Below are 14,250 nucleotides of genomic sequence, written 5' to 3' on the forward strand. Positions count from 1 at the left end.
CGCCCCCTGGCTGGAAAGCCCTGACGGGACGCCCTCTGTCGGAGATCGTCGCCGACGCGCACACTGGAGGTATCCCCCGGGGAGGGAGACCCTGCATGAAGAGGCCCGAGCGTTGGCCCGAGCGTTGGCTGGGCAGTGGGCCCGATCTTTGGCTCGCCTCCCCGTGGCGGCGCGCGATCGTCGCCGTACTGGCCGGCGCGCTGCCGATGCTCGCCTTCCCCGCCCCTTCGTGGTGGTGGTTCGCGTACGTCGCCCTGGTGCCCTGGATCCTGCTGGCCCGCTCGGCCCCGACGGGCAGGCGGGCCGCCTACGACGGCTGGTTCGGCGGGCTGGGTTTCATGCTGGCCGTGCACCACTGGCTGCTGCCGAGTCTGAATGTGTTCACGGTCGTCATAGCGGCACTGCTCGGGGCGCTGTGGGCGCCCTGGGGCTGGCTCGTCCGGCGGTTCCTCGGCGGGGTGCCCTCGGCGGGGCGGGTCGGGGCCGCGCTCCTCGTCCTGCCGTCGGGGTGGCTGATGGTCGAACTCGTCCGGTCCTGGCAGGGCCTCGGCGGGCCCTGGGGACTGCTCGGGTCGAGCCAGTGGCAGGTCGGGCCCGCGCTGCGGCTCGCGTCGGTCGGCGGGGTGTGGCTGCTCAGCTTCCTGGTGGTCGCCGTCAATGTGGCGGTCACCGTACTGGTCGCGGTGCGTGAGTCCCGTGTGCCCGCCGTCGCCGGACTGGTCGCGACGGCCGCCGTGACCTCGGCGACCTGGGTGTGGTCGCCACGCCCGGACGTGACGGGCCAGGTCCGGATCGCCGTCGTGCAGCCCGGGGTGATCGGCGGCGCGGACAGTGCCGAGGCACGTTTCGCACGCGAGGAGGCCCTCACCCGCACCCTCGCCGGACAGGATCCCGACCTCGTCGTCTGGGGCGAGAGCAGCGTCGGCTTCGACCTCGCGGACCGCCCCGACCTGGCGAACCGGCTCGCCGCGCTGTCCCGGCTGACCGGCGCCGACATCATGGTGAACGTCGACGCGCACCGCTCCGACCGGCCCGGGATCTACAAGAGTTCGGTCCTGGTGGGACCGCAAGGCCCGACCGGCGACCGCTACGACAAGATGCGGCTCGTCCCCTTCGGCGAGTACATACCCGCGCGTTCGCTCCTCGGCTGGGCGACCTCGGTCGGGAAAGCGGCGGGCGAGGACCGCAGGAAGGGCACCGAGCAGGTGGTGATGAACGTCGGGCACGGACTGCGCGTCGGCCCGCTGATCTGCTTCGAGACCGCCTTCCCCGACATGAGCCGCCATCTCGCCCAGGACGGCGCCGGGGTGCTCCTCGCACAGTCCTCGACCTCGACCTTCCAGCACAGCTGGGCCCCCGAGCAGCACGCCTCGCTCGCCGCGCTGAGGGCCGCCGAGACCGGCCGCCCGATGGTGCACGCGACGCTGACCGGCGTCTCCGCCGTCTACGGCCCGAGCGGCGAGCGGATCGGCTCCTGGCTCGGCACGGGCGCGAGCGCGGCGGTGGTGTACGATGTACCGCTCGCGCGCGGCGTCACCCCGTACGTCCGGTTCGGCGACTGGCCGGTGCACGCGGCGCTGCTGATCCTGGCGGCGCTGTGCGCGACGGAGGGCTTCCGGGCGTTCAGGCCCCGGCGGACCGCTCCTGGACCGCTCGTACCACCCGCTCGCACAGTTCATGAGTCGCCAGCGCGTCACGGGCGCTGAGTACCTTGCCCGCGCGCACCGCGTCGAGGAAGGCGAGCACGCCCTGCTCGATGCCGCGCTGCCGGGCCACCGGCACCCAGTCCCCGCGCCGCCGCACCGAGGGCTGCCCCTTGTGGTCGATCACCTCCGCGAGGTTGACCACCTGACGCTTGGTGTCCTGCCCCGAGACCTCGAGGATCTCCTCCGCCGAGCCGCTCAGCCGGTTCATCACGCCGAGCGCCGTGAAGCCGTCCCCGGCGAGCTGCAGCACGACATGCTGCACCAGACCGCCCTCGACCCGGGCCCGCACGGTCACGTCGTCGATCGGCCCCGGCGCCAGGAACCGCAGCGTGTCCACGACGTGGATGAAGTCGTCGAGGACCATCGTGCGCACGTCCTCGGGCAGCCCTATGCGGTTCTTCTGCATCAGGATCAGGTCGCGGGGGTGATCGGCGCACTGCGTGTACCCGGGCGCGTGACGCCGGTTGAAGCCGACGGCGAGGCTGACGTTGCGCTCCTCCGCGAGCCGCACCAGACGCTCGGAGTCGGCGAGTTCGTACGCGAGCGGCTTGTCGACGAACGTCGGTACGCCCGCTTCCAGGAGCCGCGTCACGATCTCGGGGTGCGCGACGGTGGCCGCGTGCACGAAAGCCGCGTCGAGGTTCTGGGCCAGCAGATCCGACAGGTCGGTGTGCCGCTGCTCCGGCGGCAGGTGGAGGCTGTCGCCGACCCGGGCCAGGGTCGCGGGCGTCCGCGTCTGCAGATGCAGCTCGACCCCCGGCTGGACGCCGAGCACCGGCAGGTAGGCCTTCTGCGCGATGTCGCCGAGTCCGATGCAGCCGACCTTCACGGGGGTCTCCTTCAGTTGCGACGCGGGCCTCGCCGGAAGCATACGGCCGCTGCGGCGGCCGCCGGTCGAGGATGCCGTCGAAGCTCCGCGGGAACAGCGCGGCCCGGCCGCCGCGGAAGGCGGGCAGGGGCCCGGCGACAGTCGTGGTGCGGGAAAATCCCTGGTGAACGGCCGTGCGCTCGACGAAAATGCGGGCATGACGAAGCAGCGCACCGAACCCGCCACCGACGCCGACGAACGGTCCATGCTGGAGGGCTGGCTCGACTACCACCGCGAGACCCTGGAGATGAAGTGCGCGGGCCTCGACGACGCCCAGCTCAAGACCGCCTCGGTCGAGCCCTCCGAGTTGTCCCTGCTCGGTCTGGTGCGGCACATGGCGGAGGTGGAGCGTGGCTGGTTCCGCAAGGTTCTGGTGGGCGACGATCCGGGGCCGATCTACTACAGCGAGGAGGACCGGGACGGAGAGTTCCATCTCACCGACGCGGACACCTGGGACGAGGCGTACGCCACCTGGCAGGCCGAGATCGGGATCGCCCGGCGCAACGCGGCTCGTTTCACGCTGGACGACGCCGGCGAGGGCAGGAGCAAGTTCACCGAGGACCCCATCAACCTGCGGTGGATCTACACCCACATGATCGAGGAGTACGCGCGTCACAACGGTCACGCGGATCTGATCCGGGAGCGGATCGACGGCGCCACGGGTGAGTGAGGCACGGGGATTCGGCGTCGGGTCACCTTGCGGACACCGGCGCCCTCCGCAGGAGCGGAAGGATCACCCGTGTGGGGCAACCTCCGCTTGTCAGCTCCCCAAAGCGGGCCGGACGCAGCAGAGTTGAGCGGGTGCATCGAACGACGACCGCCGCAACGCTCCTGGTCACCGTGGCCACCGCCGCGCTCTCCGGCTGTGTGACCGTCCAGCGACCGCCCGCTCCCGCCCCGCCGATCGCGCCGTCCCGGCCGTCGCCGCCGAGTCCCGACGGCAAGGCCGGGCCGCAGGTCGTGCAGGCGCCGGCGCGCGAGGCGCTGGAACTCATCGGGCCGTCCCGGAAGCCGTCACCGAGCGCTCCGGCGAGGCACCGTACGCCCGTCCCGGCGCCCGTCGCCCCGCAGGCCCCTGCGCGTCACCCGGGCGCCTATCACCCACACCCGCAGCCTCACCCCCACCCACAGCCCCATCGGCCCGCCCCCCGCACCGACGTCCCGCCCGCCGCCCCTGGTCAGCCGAGCGACACGGACGTGTGTGCCCTCGGCCGGAAATACGGAGGCTGGAAGGCGGACAGCCCGGAGGCGGTCATCTGCAAGGGGTCGTACGGGCATTGACCGCGGCCGGTGTCCGCAGGATCTAGGGGCGCTGTCTCGGCGGCCCGAGGGTCTCCCCTCCGGACCCGCCGAAGGGACCGGGCCGCTCGACGGTGCCGGGCCCCTCGACGGCGCCGGGGTCCTCCCCCGGCCCTCCGTGCGACGGGCCCGCCCCGTCGAGTCTCAGCTCCAGACGGCCGATCGCCGCGCGTACGCCGTCCCCGTAACGGTCGTTCCCGAGGGCTCCGGCCGCGCCTCGTGCGCGGCGCAGATGGCTGCGGGCGGCTTCGGAGCGGCCGAGTTTCACATAGTCGGCCGCCAGGTTCAGATGCAGCGACGGGTAGAACGCGCGCGCCGCGAGCGACCGCTGGCGCTCGGCGACGTCGCCGTCGGTGAGTTCGTCGGCCGCCGACAACGCCCGCAGGTCCCAGGCCAGTTCGTCCGCGGGGTCGTCCTGCGTGTCCGCCAGGTAGTGCGCCAGGGTGCAGCGGTGCAGGGGGTCACCGTCCTCACCGATCTCCCCCCACAGGTCCAGGAAACGCCCCCGAGCCTCCTCACGGTCGCCACCGTGGTGCAGCATGACGACCTGTCCGATCCGGGTCATCATGGCGTCCGGCGCCGCCTGCTCCTGTTGCTCCGCCACCGCGTCCTCCAGGCTCGTCGCTGTCCCTTCCGACGCTAACCGGACACACTGACAATGCCGCTCAGGCGCCCCCGGACACCACTGAGCCGCCCCGGTGACGGCCGGACCGGACGCCTCTCGGCCGGCCCGGGCCGCTTCCGGTCCCGGTCCTGGATCAGCCGAGGTTCGGAATCCGCCAGTCGATCGGCTCGTGGCCCTGCCCGGCGACCGCCTCGTTGATCTGTGTGAAGGGGCGGGAGCCGAAGAACTTCTTCGCGGAGAGCGGCGACGGGTGCGCGCCCTTCACCACGATGTGCCGCTTCTCGTCGATGAGCGGGAGCTTCTTCTGCGCGTAGTTCCCCCACAGGACGAAGACCGCCGGGTCGGGCCGGTCGGCCACGGCACGGATCACCGCGTCCGTGAACTTCTCCCAGCCCTTGCCCTTGTGCGAGTTGGCCTCACCGGAGCGCACGGTCAGCACCGCGTTCAGCAGCAGGACGCCCTGCTCGGCCCACGGCATCAGATAGCCGTTGTCCGGGATCGGGGTGCCCAGCTCCTCCTTCATCTCCTTGTAGATGTTGCGCAGCGAGGGCGGGGTCTTCACCCCCGGGCGGACCGAGAAGCACAGGCCGTGGCCCTGGCCCTCGCCGTGGTACGGGTCCTGGCCGAGGATCAGCACCTTCACCCGCTCGTACGGAGTCGCCTCCAGTGCCGCGAAGACCTCCTCGCGCGGAGGGTAGACGGGACCGGCGGCGCGCTCCTCCTCGACGAACTCGGTGAGTTCCTTGAAGTAGGGCTGCTGCAGTTCGTCACCCAGGACGCCGCGCCAGGACTCGGGCAGCATGGCGGTGTCGGTCACGTCAAGTTCCTCCGATGTGCGGTCACTTCCAGGTCTCAGAACCTACAGGCGACCACTGACATTCGGCTCCGCACCCCGTAGGACCCCGCCACCCGCCGGGTCCTGCCCGTGCCCTACCAGCTGGTCTTGCGGTGCAGCTCCCACATCATCATGATCGTCGAAGGGTCCAGGGCCTGCTCCCCGCCCGAGATCTCCTCGCTCGCCGCCACGAACTGCTTGCCCTGCCACAGCGGCAGCAGCCGTGCGTCGTCGACGAGGATCTGCTGGGCCGCCTCGAACTCCTTGACCACCGCTCCACGGTCGCTCTCACGGCGCGAGGCGGGCAGCAGGGTGTCGGTGATCCGGGGCGCCGGATAGGGCGTGCCGAGCGCGTTCTGCTCGCCCACGAAGGGCGCGATGAAGTTCTCGGCGTCCGGGAAGTCCGGGAACCAGCCGCGCCCGAACACCGGGTACTCGCCCTTGCGGTAGCCCTCCTCGTACGTCTTCCAGGGGCGCCCGTTGAGCGACACGCGGAACAGACCGGACTCCTCGAGCTGCCTCTTGATCTCCTGGAACTCAGGGGCGGTCTCGGAGCCGTAGCGGTCCGTGGTGTACCAGAGGGTGAGGGGGACGCGCTCGGTGATGCCCGCCTCCGAGAGGATCTGCCGGGCCTTGGAGGAACTGGGGTCCCCGTAGTCGTCGAAAAAGCCCGTGGTGTGACCGGTCAGGCCTGCGGGGACCATGGAGTACAGCGGGTCGACCGTGTCCTTGTAGACCTTGTGCGCGATCGCCGCACGGTCGACGACCTGGGCGATCGCCTTGCGCACCGCGAGCTTCTTGGCCCACGGATCCTTCGGGTTGAACACCAGGTAGCTGATCTCCATGCCCGCGCCCTCGACGAGCTGAAGTCCGTTGTCCGCTCCCTTGGTCCGCAGCGAGACGATGTCCTTGGAGGCCAGGCCGCGGAACGTGACGTCGATCTTCTTGTCCTTGAGGGCGTCGACCATCTGCCCCGAGTCCTGGAAGTAGCGGATCGTGACCGCGTCGTTCTTGAGCTCGGCGAAGCCCTTGTAGCGGTCGTTCCTGACGAGTTCGGCCTGCTTGCCGTCCTCGTAGGAGCGCAGGCTGTACGGCCCGGACCCGAAGACCTTGCCGTCCTTGCGCAGCGAGTGCGCGGGGTAGTCGTCGGGGTCGACGATCGACATGGCCGGGGTGGCGAGGACGAACGGGAAGGTCGCGTCCGATTTGTTCAGGTGGAAGACGAGTTCGCGCGCGTTCAGTACCTGGATCCGGTCGAGGCTGCCGAGGAGGCCGGCGGGGCCGCCGGGCACATTGATCTTCTTGATCCGGTCGATCGAGTACTTGACGGCCCGGGCGTCCAGCGTGTCACCGTCGGAGAACTTCATGTCGGCGCGCAGCTTGCAGCGGTACACGAGGTTCGAGGTGTCCGCGAACCCACAGCTCTGGGCGGCGTCGGGCTCGGGCATGGTGGCCCCGGAGGGGTAGCTCAGCAGCGTCTGGTAGATGTTGCGGAACAGTTCCCAGGAGCCGTCCCAGGAGGCGGCCGGATCCAGCGTGCTCGGGGCACTGGTGGTGCCCACGACGATCGGTCCCTTGTCGTCGGACGACGCCGAGGACAGGACGCCGCACCCGGCCACCAGGGCGATGGACGTGACCGCCGCCAGTTGCCGCAGGCATGGGTTCCGGTTGAACACGCGCACGCTCCTCGATCTGCCGTACCAAGGGTCGGCAGACCATACCGCAGCGCCACACCGGTGGATCCGTGTTCCCGGCAGGGCACTTGATCAGCGCGTTTGTGACTACGTTGTCATTTGGCTGTACGTCTTCATACGTCGACGCGAGCGCCGATTTCGTCCATCAGCGCCCGCGTCGATGCTCCGTTCGTCCCGTCTCGGGACTCCGGTCAGCCCACTCCTGCGTTCAGGAAGATGCCGCCGTCGACGACGAGCGTCTGACCGGTGACCCAGTCCGACTGCGACGAGGTGAGGAAGGCGGCGGCGCCTCCGATGTCGGAGGGCACACCGAGTCGGCCGAGCGGGTAGGCGGCGGCCGCCTCCGCCTCCCGGCCTTCGTACAGGGCCTGCGCGAACTTGGTCTTGACGACGGCGGGCGCGATCGCGTTGACCCGCACCTTGGGCGCGAACTCGTGCGCCAGCTGCACGGTCAGGTTGATCATGGCGGCCTTGCTCATGCCGTACGCGCCGATGAAGGGCGAGGGGGCGATGCCGGCGACGGACGCGATGTTGACGATCGCGCCGCCGTTCTCGCTCTGCCAGGCCTTCCAGGTCAGCTGGGCGAAGCCGAGCGCCGAGATGACGTTGGTCTCGTAGACCTTGCGTGCCACGTCCAGGTCCAGGTCGGCCATCGGGCCGAACACGGGGTTCGTACCGGCGTTGTTGACCAGGTAGTCGACGCGGCCGAAGGCCTCCATGGTGCGCTCGACGACCGTGGCCTGGTGGGCCAGGTCGTGCGCCTTGCCGGCGACGCCGATGACGCGGTCGGCACCGAGTGCCTCGACGGCCTCCTTCAGGGCGTCCTCGTTGCGGCCCGTGATGCACACGCGGTCACCGCGCGCGACGAGGGCCTCCGCGACGCCGTAGCCGATGCCGCGGCTCGCGCCCGTGATGAGCGCGACCTTGCCGGAGAGTTCGGGAAGTGTGGTCATGTCGTGCCCTCCGGCGTCAGTTGAGCGGTCCGCCGGCCACGTACAGGACCTGGCCGGAGACGAATCCGGCGGCCTCGCCGGTGAAGAAGGCGATCGCGTTGGCGATGTCGTCGGGGTTGCCGACGCGCTGCACGGGGATCTGGGTGGCGGCCGCGGCCTGGAAGTCCTCGAAGCCCATGCCCACGCGCTCGGCGGTGGCCGCCGTCATGTCGGTGGCGATGAAGCCGGGCGCGACGGCGTTGGCGGTGACGCCGAACTTGCCGAGCTCGATGGCGAGGGTCTTGGTGAGGCCCTGGAGACCGGCCTTGGCGGCGGAGTAGTTGGCCTGGCCGCGGTTGCCGAGCGCCGAGGACGACGACAGGTTGACGATCCGGCCGAACTTGGCGTCCACCATGTACTTCTGGCAGGCCTTGGCCATCAGGAAGGCGCCGCGCAGGTGCACGTTCATGACCGTGTCCCAGTCGGACGCGGCCATCTTGAACAGCAGGTTGTCGCGGAGCACGCCCGCGTTGTTCACCAGGACGGTCGGCGCACCGAGCTCCTCGGCGATCCGCGCGACCGCGGCCTCGACCTGGGCCTCGTCGGAGACGTCGCAGCCGACCGCGAGGGCCTTGCCACCGGCGGCGGTGATCTTCTCGACGGTGTCCTTGCACGCGGCCTCGTCGAGGTCGATCACCGCGACGGCGCGGCCCTCGGCGGCCAGTCGTACGGCGGTCGCGGCGCCGATGCCGCGCGCGGCACCGGTGACTACGGCGACACGCTGCTCAGTGGTGGACATTGCTGGTTCTCCTCGCCCTTGAAAAGCCCTGCGGCTTGAAATGCCCTGCGGTGGAATGTCCCGCGCTGGAATGTCCTGCGGCTCACACGGTACGCCCGTCCAGTGAGCGACCGCTTAGTACCTTCGGTAGACGTGACGCTAGAAGCCCTGGCACCCGGTGTCAACGGCACACCACGCGGGTGTGATCCATTACCTGACCAGCAACTGGAGCAACCGCTCCGTCTCCGCCTGCGGATCGGCGGTGAGTCCGGTGTGCACGGGCCCCGGCTGCACGACCGTCGAACGGGGCGCGATCAGCCAGCGAAAACGCCGCCCGGCGTCGTCACCAGCGGCCTGACCTGCAGCTTTGCCACCCGCACAGACTCCCTCGACCGCCCGCAGCGCGGCCCGTACGCCGGCCACGTCGGCCTCCGGGTCCAGGGCCAGCAGCTTGGTCTCGTCCAGATGGGTGCGCACTCCGACGAAGGACTTGGCGCGGCAGTACACCAGTACGCCCGCGTTGAAGCACTCGCCGCGCTCGACCCGCGGCACCACGCGCAGCAGCGCGTACTCGAAGACGTCCCGCTCGCTCATTTGTCCCCCTCGAAGCCCTTGATGCGTCCCTCGATCGCACCGGCCCGCGCCAGCAGCGGCTGCGCGTAGGCACGCCGCAGGGCGTCCGGCGAGTCGAAGCCGGGTTCGTCGGCCAGCCACGCGTCGGGGATCTCCGCGGTCACCTCGGCCAGCAGGTCCTCGGTCACCAGCGGTGCCAGCTCGGCCGCGGCGGAGGCGATGTCCGGACCGAAGGGCGCGAGCGCGTGGTCGGAGGCGTCGTAGGGCTTGGCCGCGGAGGTCGCCGCGCCCGGCCAGTGGTGGTGCCAGATCATGGTGGCGCCGTGGTCGATGAGCCACAGGTCGCCGTGCCACATCAGCAGATTGGGGTTGCGCCAGGAACGGTCGACGTTGTTGACCAGCGCGTCGAACCAGACGATCCGCCCGGCCTCCTCGGGGCTCACCTCGAAGGCGAGGGAGTCGAAGCCGATCGCGCCGGGGAGGAAGTCCATCCCGAGGTTCGGTCCGCCGCTCGACTTGAGCAGCTCCTGCACTTCCTGGTCCGGCTCCCCGAGCCCCAGGACCGGGTCCAGGCCGAGAGTCACCAGGCCGGGCACGCGCAGGCCGAGCCGGCGGGCGAGTTCACCGCAGACGACCTCCGCGACGAGCGTCTTGCGCCCCTGCCCCGCGCCGGTGAACTTCATGACGTACGTCCCGAGATCGTCGGCCTCGACGAGCCCCGGCAGCGAGCCGCCCTCACGCAGCGGCGTGATGTAGCGGGTCACGATGACTTCCTTGAGCATCGCCCCAGGCTACTGGGGTGGTCACAGCCGCCGGACGCGACCCGTGGGCGCCCGCGGCGGCGGTGTCCCGACCGGATCGGCGCGGCTGTCGAGGCGCTGTCGATTCGGTCAAGAACTCCTCAGCTCCTGAACAGGGCAGACGGGCGGACCGTACCTCTGTACGGATCACCATCACGTCCGTTGAAGGGAATGTCAGCATGACCAGCGAATCGCTTCACCCCGTTCCGGCCCCGGCCCGCCGCACCGTCGTGGCGGCGGTCGGCACGGCGGGACTCGCCGTCGCGCTGACCGCGTGCGGGTCGGACAACAAGTCCTCCGGCTCCACCAGCTCCACCTCCGGCTCCGGCGCGAGCAGCGGGGGTACGGGCGGGGGCGACAACGCCGCGGCGGGCAACGCGGGCGGCACGGTCCTCGCGAAGACCACCGACATCCCGGAGGGCGGCGGCAAGGTCTTCGAGGCCCAGGGCGTCGTCGTCACCCAGCCGACCCCGGGCCAGTACAAGGCCTTCTCCTCCAAGTGCACCCACCAGGGCTGTGCGGTGAAGGGCATCGCCGACAACGTGATCACCTGCCCGTGCCACAACAGCCAGTTCTCCGCGACCGACGGCAGCGTGAAGAAGGGGCCCGCGACGCAGCCGCTGGCCGCCGCCAACATCACCGTGGACGGGGACTCGATCAAGCTCGCGTGACGCGGCCGGGGCCGCGCCTCAGCGGCGCGGCCTCTCGAAGCAGGCCAGCACGTCGTCGGTCGCCGTGATCGTGGCGACCAGGGCGAGCGTGTTGCGGATCAGCGCGGGGGTGTAGTCGGAGGGCACCCCCGCGATCGCGTCCGCGGGCACCACGGCGTTGTAGCCGCGGTTCACGGCGTCGAACACGGTATTGGGGACGGCCACGTTGGCGGAGACTCCGGTCACGACGAGGGTGCGACAGCCCAGGTTGCGCAGCAGCGCGTCGACGTCGGTGCCCGCGAGGGGGGACAGGCCGTGCAGGCGACGTACGACGAAGTCCTCCTCGGCGACCTCGATCGGCGGCGCGACGCGGACCGCGGTGGTGCCCGACAGCTGTCGCACGGGCAGCCGTTCGGCCGCGCGGAACAGGCGGGCGTTGCGGTTGGCGCCCCGCCCGTCGGGCCGTCGCTCGGCGATCGCGTGGATCACCTGGACGCCGCCGCGGTGGGCACCGGCCACCAGCCGGGCGATGTTCGCGAGCGCCCCCGACGACCGGGCCTCCTTGGCGAGTTCGGGCAGTGCGCTGTCCGGGCCGACGACACCCTGCTGGCACTCCACGGTCAGCAGAACGGTCCCGTCCGGGTCGAGGAGTGTGCTGAGCTGTTCACGCGACGGCATGACTCCCCTTGTCGTCGAGGGTCGGGCGGGCGAGCGTAACGAGCATTGCGCAAGGACGGAAGACGGCCCATGCTTTTCTGACGCACAGTCAGAGGATCTCTGTCGACACAGAAGATCGACGCACCAGGTCGACATGAAAGAAGAGGTGACCGCATGACCGTCACTCAGCGCAGGGGTCGGAAGATCATGATGACCCCCGGCGAGCTGGACGAGTTCCTCACCACCCAGCGCACCTGCCGCGTCGCCACGGTGTCGAAGGACGGGGCCCCGCATGTGAGCGCGCTCTGGTTCGTCTGGGACGGCACCTCGTTGTGGCTGTACTCCGTGGTACGCAGCAAGCGCTGGACGGAGCTGAGCCGCGACCCGCGGGTCGCGGTGGTGATCGACACCGGCGAGGACTACGGGGAGCTGCGCGGCGTCGAGCTGTCCGGCGCGGTGGAGTTCGTGGGCGAGGTCCCCCGCACCGGGGAGCTGTGCGCCGAACTCGACGTCCCCGAGACCTTGTTCGCCCGCAAGAACTTCGGCCTGGAGGAAATGCCGCACGACGGCCGCCACGCGTGGGCCCGGCTGACGCCGACAGCCATCGCCTCCTGGGACTTCCGCAAGCTGCCGCCGCTCTAGAAACGGAACGGTGGGGACCCGCGAGTCGGCGGCGTCGCGACTCCGTGAGGCGGCGGCGTCGTGGGGCCACCGCAAGCCCCGGTCTCCGCAGGGCACCCGCTCCCCTGCGGGACGTCCGCAAGCTCTCCCCACCGCGAGACGCCCGCGAGCCACCACGGCAACCGGCCGCGCAGCCGCCGCCCCGCCACCGCCCAGGTCACCGCCCAGGTCACCGCCCCAGGTCGCCGCTCAGCCGACGCTCTCCCCCGCCGCCCGCAGCGCCGCGACCGCCGCTCTGATCGACGGGCGGCGGTCGGCGTCCGCGCGCCAGATCACGTAGACATGCCGCCGGACGGCCTGCCGCAGCGGCACCGTGACGACTCCGTCCGGCATCGGACGGCGCCCGAGCAACGGCGCGATGCAGACGCCGAGCCCCGCGGCGACCAGGCCGAGCTGGGTGTGCGTCTCGGCGGCGCGATGGCCGATGTGCGGCTCGACGCCCCGGGAGCGCAACGTGAACATCAGCCACTCGTGGCAGAACTCGCCCTCGCCCCAGGTGATCCACTCGTCGTCGGCGAAGTCGCCGAGGTCGACCTCCGCGCGGTCCGCGAGCCGGTGGCCGACCGGCATCGCCACGTCGGCCGGGTCGTCGAGGATCGGGGCCTTGACCAGGCCGTCGGGCAGCGGCATCGGCTTGTTGTACCAGTCGAGCACCACCGCCAGATCGAGGTCGCCCCGGATCACGCCGGCGACCCCGGCCTCGGGCTCCAGCTCGCTGGAGCGCACCCGCAGCCCGGGGTGATCGGCGCGCAGCGCGGCGAGCGCCGTGGGAAACAGCCCGCGCGCGGCGGTCGGAAAGGCGGAGAGCCGCAGCTCACCGACGACCTGACCGCGCTGGGCCTCCAGGTCGGACTGGGCGAGCTCGACCTGCGACAGGATGCGCGCGGCATGCTCGGCGAGCAGCCGCCCGGCATCCGTGAGACGCACCCCGCGCCCGTTCTTGGCGAGCAGCTGCTGCCCCACCTCGCGCTCCAGCTTGGACATCTGCTGGGAGACGGCCGACGTCGTGACGTGCAGCCCCTCGGCCGCGCCGCTCACCGAGCCGTGCCGGGCGAGGGCGTCGAGGGTGCGCAGACGCTCCAGATTCAACATGTAAGCAATGCTACGAAATACCGCTCGAAAAATCTCGCTTGTGCTACGAGATCGTCTGCCTCATCGTTACGACCATGAGCGCCGTGACCACTCCCCGAACCGACACCCCCACCGCCGCGACCCCCCGCCGTCGCACCGCCCTCGACTGGCGGATCCGCTTCGGCGCACTCTCGCTGATCTGGGGTTTCAGCTTCCTGCTCATCAAGGTCGGCACGGAGGGCTACGCGCCGTTCCAAGTCACCTTCGGACGGCTGCTGTTCGGGACGGCGGTGCTCGCGGCGGCGATGGCGGTGAAGCGGGAGCGGCTGCCGCGCGGGGCCCGCACCTGGGGTCATCTCACGGTCGCGGCCTTCCTGCTCAACGCGCTGCCGTTCTCGCTGTTCGCCTACTCCGAGCTGACGATCCCGTCCACGCTCGCGGGCATCTGCAACGCGACCTCACCCCTGTGGGGCATGGCCCTGTCCCTGGTCGCCCTCTCCGAGGACCGTCCGACCCGGCGCAGGGTCGCCGGTCTCGGCATCGGCTTTCTCGGCGTCCTGACGGTCCTCGGTGTCTGGCAGGGCTTCCACGGCCTGGACGCCACGGGCACGCTGATGGCCCTGCTGGCCTCGCTGAGCTACCCGATCGGCTGGATCTACGTCCGGCGCACCCTGGCCGGCACCGGCCACTCGCATCTGTCGATGACCGGCGCCCAACTGCTGCTCGCCACTGTCCAACTGGCCCTCGTCACCCCGCTGTTCACCGCGCTGCCGAGCCACTTCCCGGTCGTCCCGCTGCTCGCGATCGCCGCTCTGGGGGCCCTCGGCACGGGCCTGGCCATGCTCGTCCAGTACGGCATCGTCGCCGAGGTCGGCCCGACGACGGCCCAGATGGTCACGTACTTCATCCCGGTGATCGCCACCGCCGCGGGCGTCGCGATCCTCGGCGAGTCGCTGAGCTGGTCCACGCCGGTCGGCGCGGTGATCGTCCTCGCCGGCGCCGCGCTCACCCAGGCCGGGCCGCGCCGCTGACCGCGCCCTCACGGCGTACGGACCGACTCAGACGTAACCGCGTACGGACC

Annotated in this window: 16 protein-coding genes; 6 read left to right on the plus strand and 10 right to left on the minus strand. The window is 70.8% G+C overall.

Annotation, left to right across the window (positions count from 1 at the left end; translation table 11 throughout):
- Positions 1-95: 95 nt before the first annotated feature.
- A complete protein-coding gene (gene lnt, locus AQJ27_RS37750) occupies positions 96-1,706 on the plus strand; it encodes an apolipoprotein N-acyltransferase (RefSeq protein ID WP_067379029.1) in 1,611 nt (536 codons plus the stop codon).
- Here lnt and AQJ27_RS37755 read toward each other — a convergent pair.
- Complete coding sequence (locus AQJ27_RS37755; protein WP_067379033.1) at positions 1,624-2,535, minus strand: Gfo/Idh/MocA family protein; 912 nt, start codon at positions 2,533-2,535, stop codon at positions 1,624-1,626. The genes lnt and AQJ27_RS37755 overlap by 83 nt on opposite strands.
- A gap of 196 nt (positions 2,536-2,731) precedes the next feature.
- On the opposite strand from AQJ27_RS37755, the gene AQJ27_RS37760 reads away from it, so the two are divergent.
- A complete protein-coding gene (locus AQJ27_RS37760; protein WP_067379171.1) occupies positions 2,732-3,244 on the plus strand; it encodes a DinB family protein in 513 nt (170 codons plus the stop codon).
- Between the two features lie 131 nt (positions 3,245-3,375).
- Positions 3,376-3,855, plus strand: a complete 480-nt coding sequence (locus tag AQJ27_RS53005) for a hypothetical protein (protein WP_079065534.1) — start codon at positions 3,376-3,378, stop codon at positions 3,853-3,855.
- 22 nt (positions 3,856-3,877) lie between these two features.
- On the opposite strand, the gene AQJ27_RS37765 is transcribed toward AQJ27_RS53005, so the two are convergent.
- From AQJ27_RS37765 to AQJ27_RS37795, 7 genes are all read right to left on the minus strand, one after another.
- Positions 3,878-4,477 carry a tetratricopeptide repeat protein gene (locus AQJ27_RS37765; RefSeq protein WP_067379037.1) on the minus strand — a complete coding sequence of 200 codons (600 nt, stop codon included), beginning with the start codon at positions 4,475-4,477 and terminating at the stop codon, positions 3,878-3,880.
- 154 nt (positions 4,478-4,631) lie between these two features.
- Complete coding sequence (locus tag AQJ27_RS37770) at positions 4,632-5,315, minus strand: uracil-DNA glycosylase (protein ID WP_067379039.1); 684 nt, start codon at positions 5,313-5,315, stop codon at positions 4,632-4,634.
- 113 nt (positions 5,316-5,428) lie between these two features.
- Positions 5,429-7,009, minus strand: a complete 1,581-nt coding sequence (locus tag AQJ27_RS37775) for an ABC transporter substrate-binding protein (protein ID WP_067379044.1) — start codon at positions 7,007-7,009, stop codon at positions 5,429-5,431.
- A 209-nt stretch (positions 7,010-7,218) separates the two neighbouring features.
- Positions 7,219-7,980 carry an SDR family oxidoreductase gene (locus tag AQJ27_RS37780; RefSeq protein ID WP_067379045.1) on the minus strand — a complete coding sequence of 254 codons (762 nt, stop codon included), beginning with the start codon at positions 7,978-7,980 and terminating at the stop codon, positions 7,219-7,221.
- Positions 7,981-7,996: 16 nt separating this feature from the next.
- On the minus strand, positions 7,997-8,758 hold the full coding sequence (fabG, locus tag AQJ27_RS37785; RefSeq protein ID WP_054229082.1) for a 3-oxoacyl-ACP reductase FabG: 762 nt from the start codon (positions 8,756-8,758) through the stop codon (positions 7,997-7,999).
- A 189-nt stretch (positions 8,759-8,947) separates the two neighbouring features.
- A complete protein-coding gene (locus AQJ27_RS37790) occupies positions 8,948-9,331 on the minus strand; it encodes a DUF3037 domain-containing protein (RefSeq protein ID WP_067379047.1) in 384 nt (127 codons plus the stop codon).
- Complete coding sequence (locus tag AQJ27_RS37795) at positions 9,328-10,092, minus strand: HipA family kinase (RefSeq protein WP_067379052.1); 765 nt, start codon at positions 10,090-10,092, stop codon at positions 9,328-9,330. The genes AQJ27_RS37790 and AQJ27_RS37795 overlap by 4 nt, the downstream gene beginning before the upstream one ends.
- A gap of 197 nt (positions 10,093-10,289) precedes the next feature.
- Between AQJ27_RS37795 and AQJ27_RS37800 the strand changes: the two genes are divergently transcribed.
- Positions 10,290-10,781, plus strand: coding sequence for a Rieske (2Fe-2S) protein (locus AQJ27_RS37800; protein WP_067379053.1), 492 nt, complete (start codon positions 10,290-10,292; stop codon positions 10,779-10,781).
- An 18-nt stretch (positions 10,782-10,799) separates the two neighbouring features.
- Here AQJ27_RS37800 and AQJ27_RS37805 read toward each other — a convergent pair whose 3' ends face one another.
- Entirely contained in the window at positions 10,800-11,438 is a 639-nt protein-coding gene (locus AQJ27_RS37805; RefSeq protein WP_067379054.1) for a cysteine hydrolase family protein, read from the minus strand.
- Positions 11,439-11,591: 153 nt separating this feature from the next.
- On the opposite strand from AQJ27_RS37805, the gene AQJ27_RS37810 reads away from it, so the two are divergent.
- The gene (locus AQJ27_RS37810) at positions 11,592-12,059 is read left to right on the plus strand and encodes a pyridoxamine 5'-phosphate oxidase family protein (RefSeq protein WP_067379055.1); all 468 of its coding nucleotides are present in this window, start codon (positions 11,592-11,594) and stop codon (positions 12,057-12,059) included.
- Between the two features lie 228 nt (positions 12,060-12,287).
- Here AQJ27_RS37810 and AQJ27_RS37815 read toward each other — a convergent pair whose 3' ends face one another.
- Positions 12,288-13,190 (minus strand): LysR family transcriptional regulator, encoded by a 903-nt coding sequence (locus AQJ27_RS37815; protein WP_067379056.1) that lies wholly within the window; start codon positions 13,188-13,190, stop codon positions 12,288-12,290.
- A 74-nt stretch (positions 13,191-13,264) separates the two neighbouring features.
- On the opposite strand from AQJ27_RS37815, the gene AQJ27_RS37820 reads away from it, so the two are divergent.
- Entirely contained in the window at positions 13,265-14,200 is a 936-nt protein-coding gene (locus AQJ27_RS37820) for a DMT family transporter (protein ID WP_235613708.1), read from the plus strand.
- Positions 14,201-14,250: the final 50 nt, after the last annotated feature.

Origin of the sequence: Streptomyces olivochromogenes (assembly GCF_001514115.1) — a bacterium.
In the GTDB taxonomy this organism is placed as follows: domain Bacteria; phylum Actinomycetota; class Actinomycetes; order Streptomycetales; family Streptomycetaceae; genus Streptomyces; species Streptomyces olivochromogenes.

What these genes read in the sequence shown, in the direction of transcription:
- AQJ27_RS37790 (WP_067379047.1), bottom strand. Translation starts at nt 9,331, where the DNA reads ATGAGCGAGCGGGACGTCTTCGAGTACGCGCTGCTGCGCGTGGTGCCG.
- fabG (WP_054229082.1), bottom strand. Translation starts at nt 8,758, where the DNA reads ATGTCCACCACTGAGCAGCGTGTCGCCGTAGTCACCGGTGCCGCGCGC.
- AQJ27_RS37800 (WP_067379053.1), top strand. Translation starts at nt 10,290, where the DNA reads ATGACCAGCGAATCGCTTCACCCCGTTCCGGCCCCGGCCCGCCGCACC.
- AQJ27_RS37810 (WP_067379055.1), top strand. Translation starts at nt 11,592, where the DNA reads ATGACCGTCACTCAGCGCAGGGGTCGGAAGATCATGATGACCCCCGGC.
- AQJ27_RS37815 (WP_067379056.1), bottom strand. Translation starts at nt 13,190, where the DNA reads ATGTTGAATCTGGAGCGTCTGCGCACCCTCGACGCCCTCGCCCGGCAC.
- AQJ27_RS37820 (WP_235613708.1), top strand. Translation starts at nt 13,265, where the DNA reads ATGAGCGCCGTGACCACTCCCCGAACCGACACCCCCACCGCCGCGACC.
- AQJ27_RS37795 (WP_067379052.1), bottom strand. Translation starts at nt 10,092, where the DNA reads ATGCTCAAGGAAGTCATCGTGACCCGCTACATCACGCCGCTGCGTGAG.
- AQJ27_RS37780 (WP_067379045.1), bottom strand. Translation starts at nt 7,980, where the DNA reads ATGACCACACTTCCCGAACTCTCCGGCAAGGTCGCGCTCATCACGGGC.
- lnt (WP_067379029.1), top strand. Translation starts at nt 96, where the DNA reads ATGAAGAGGCCCGAGCGTTGGCCCGAGCGTTGGCTGGGCAGTGGGCCC.
- AQJ27_RS37760 (WP_067379171.1), top strand. Translation starts at nt 2,732, where the DNA reads ATGACGAAGCAGCGCACCGAACCCGCCACCGACGCCGACGAACGGTCC.
- AQJ27_RS37805 (WP_067379054.1), bottom strand. Translation starts at nt 11,438, where the DNA reads ATGCCGTCGCGTGAACAGCTCAGCACACTCCTCGACCCGGACGGGACC.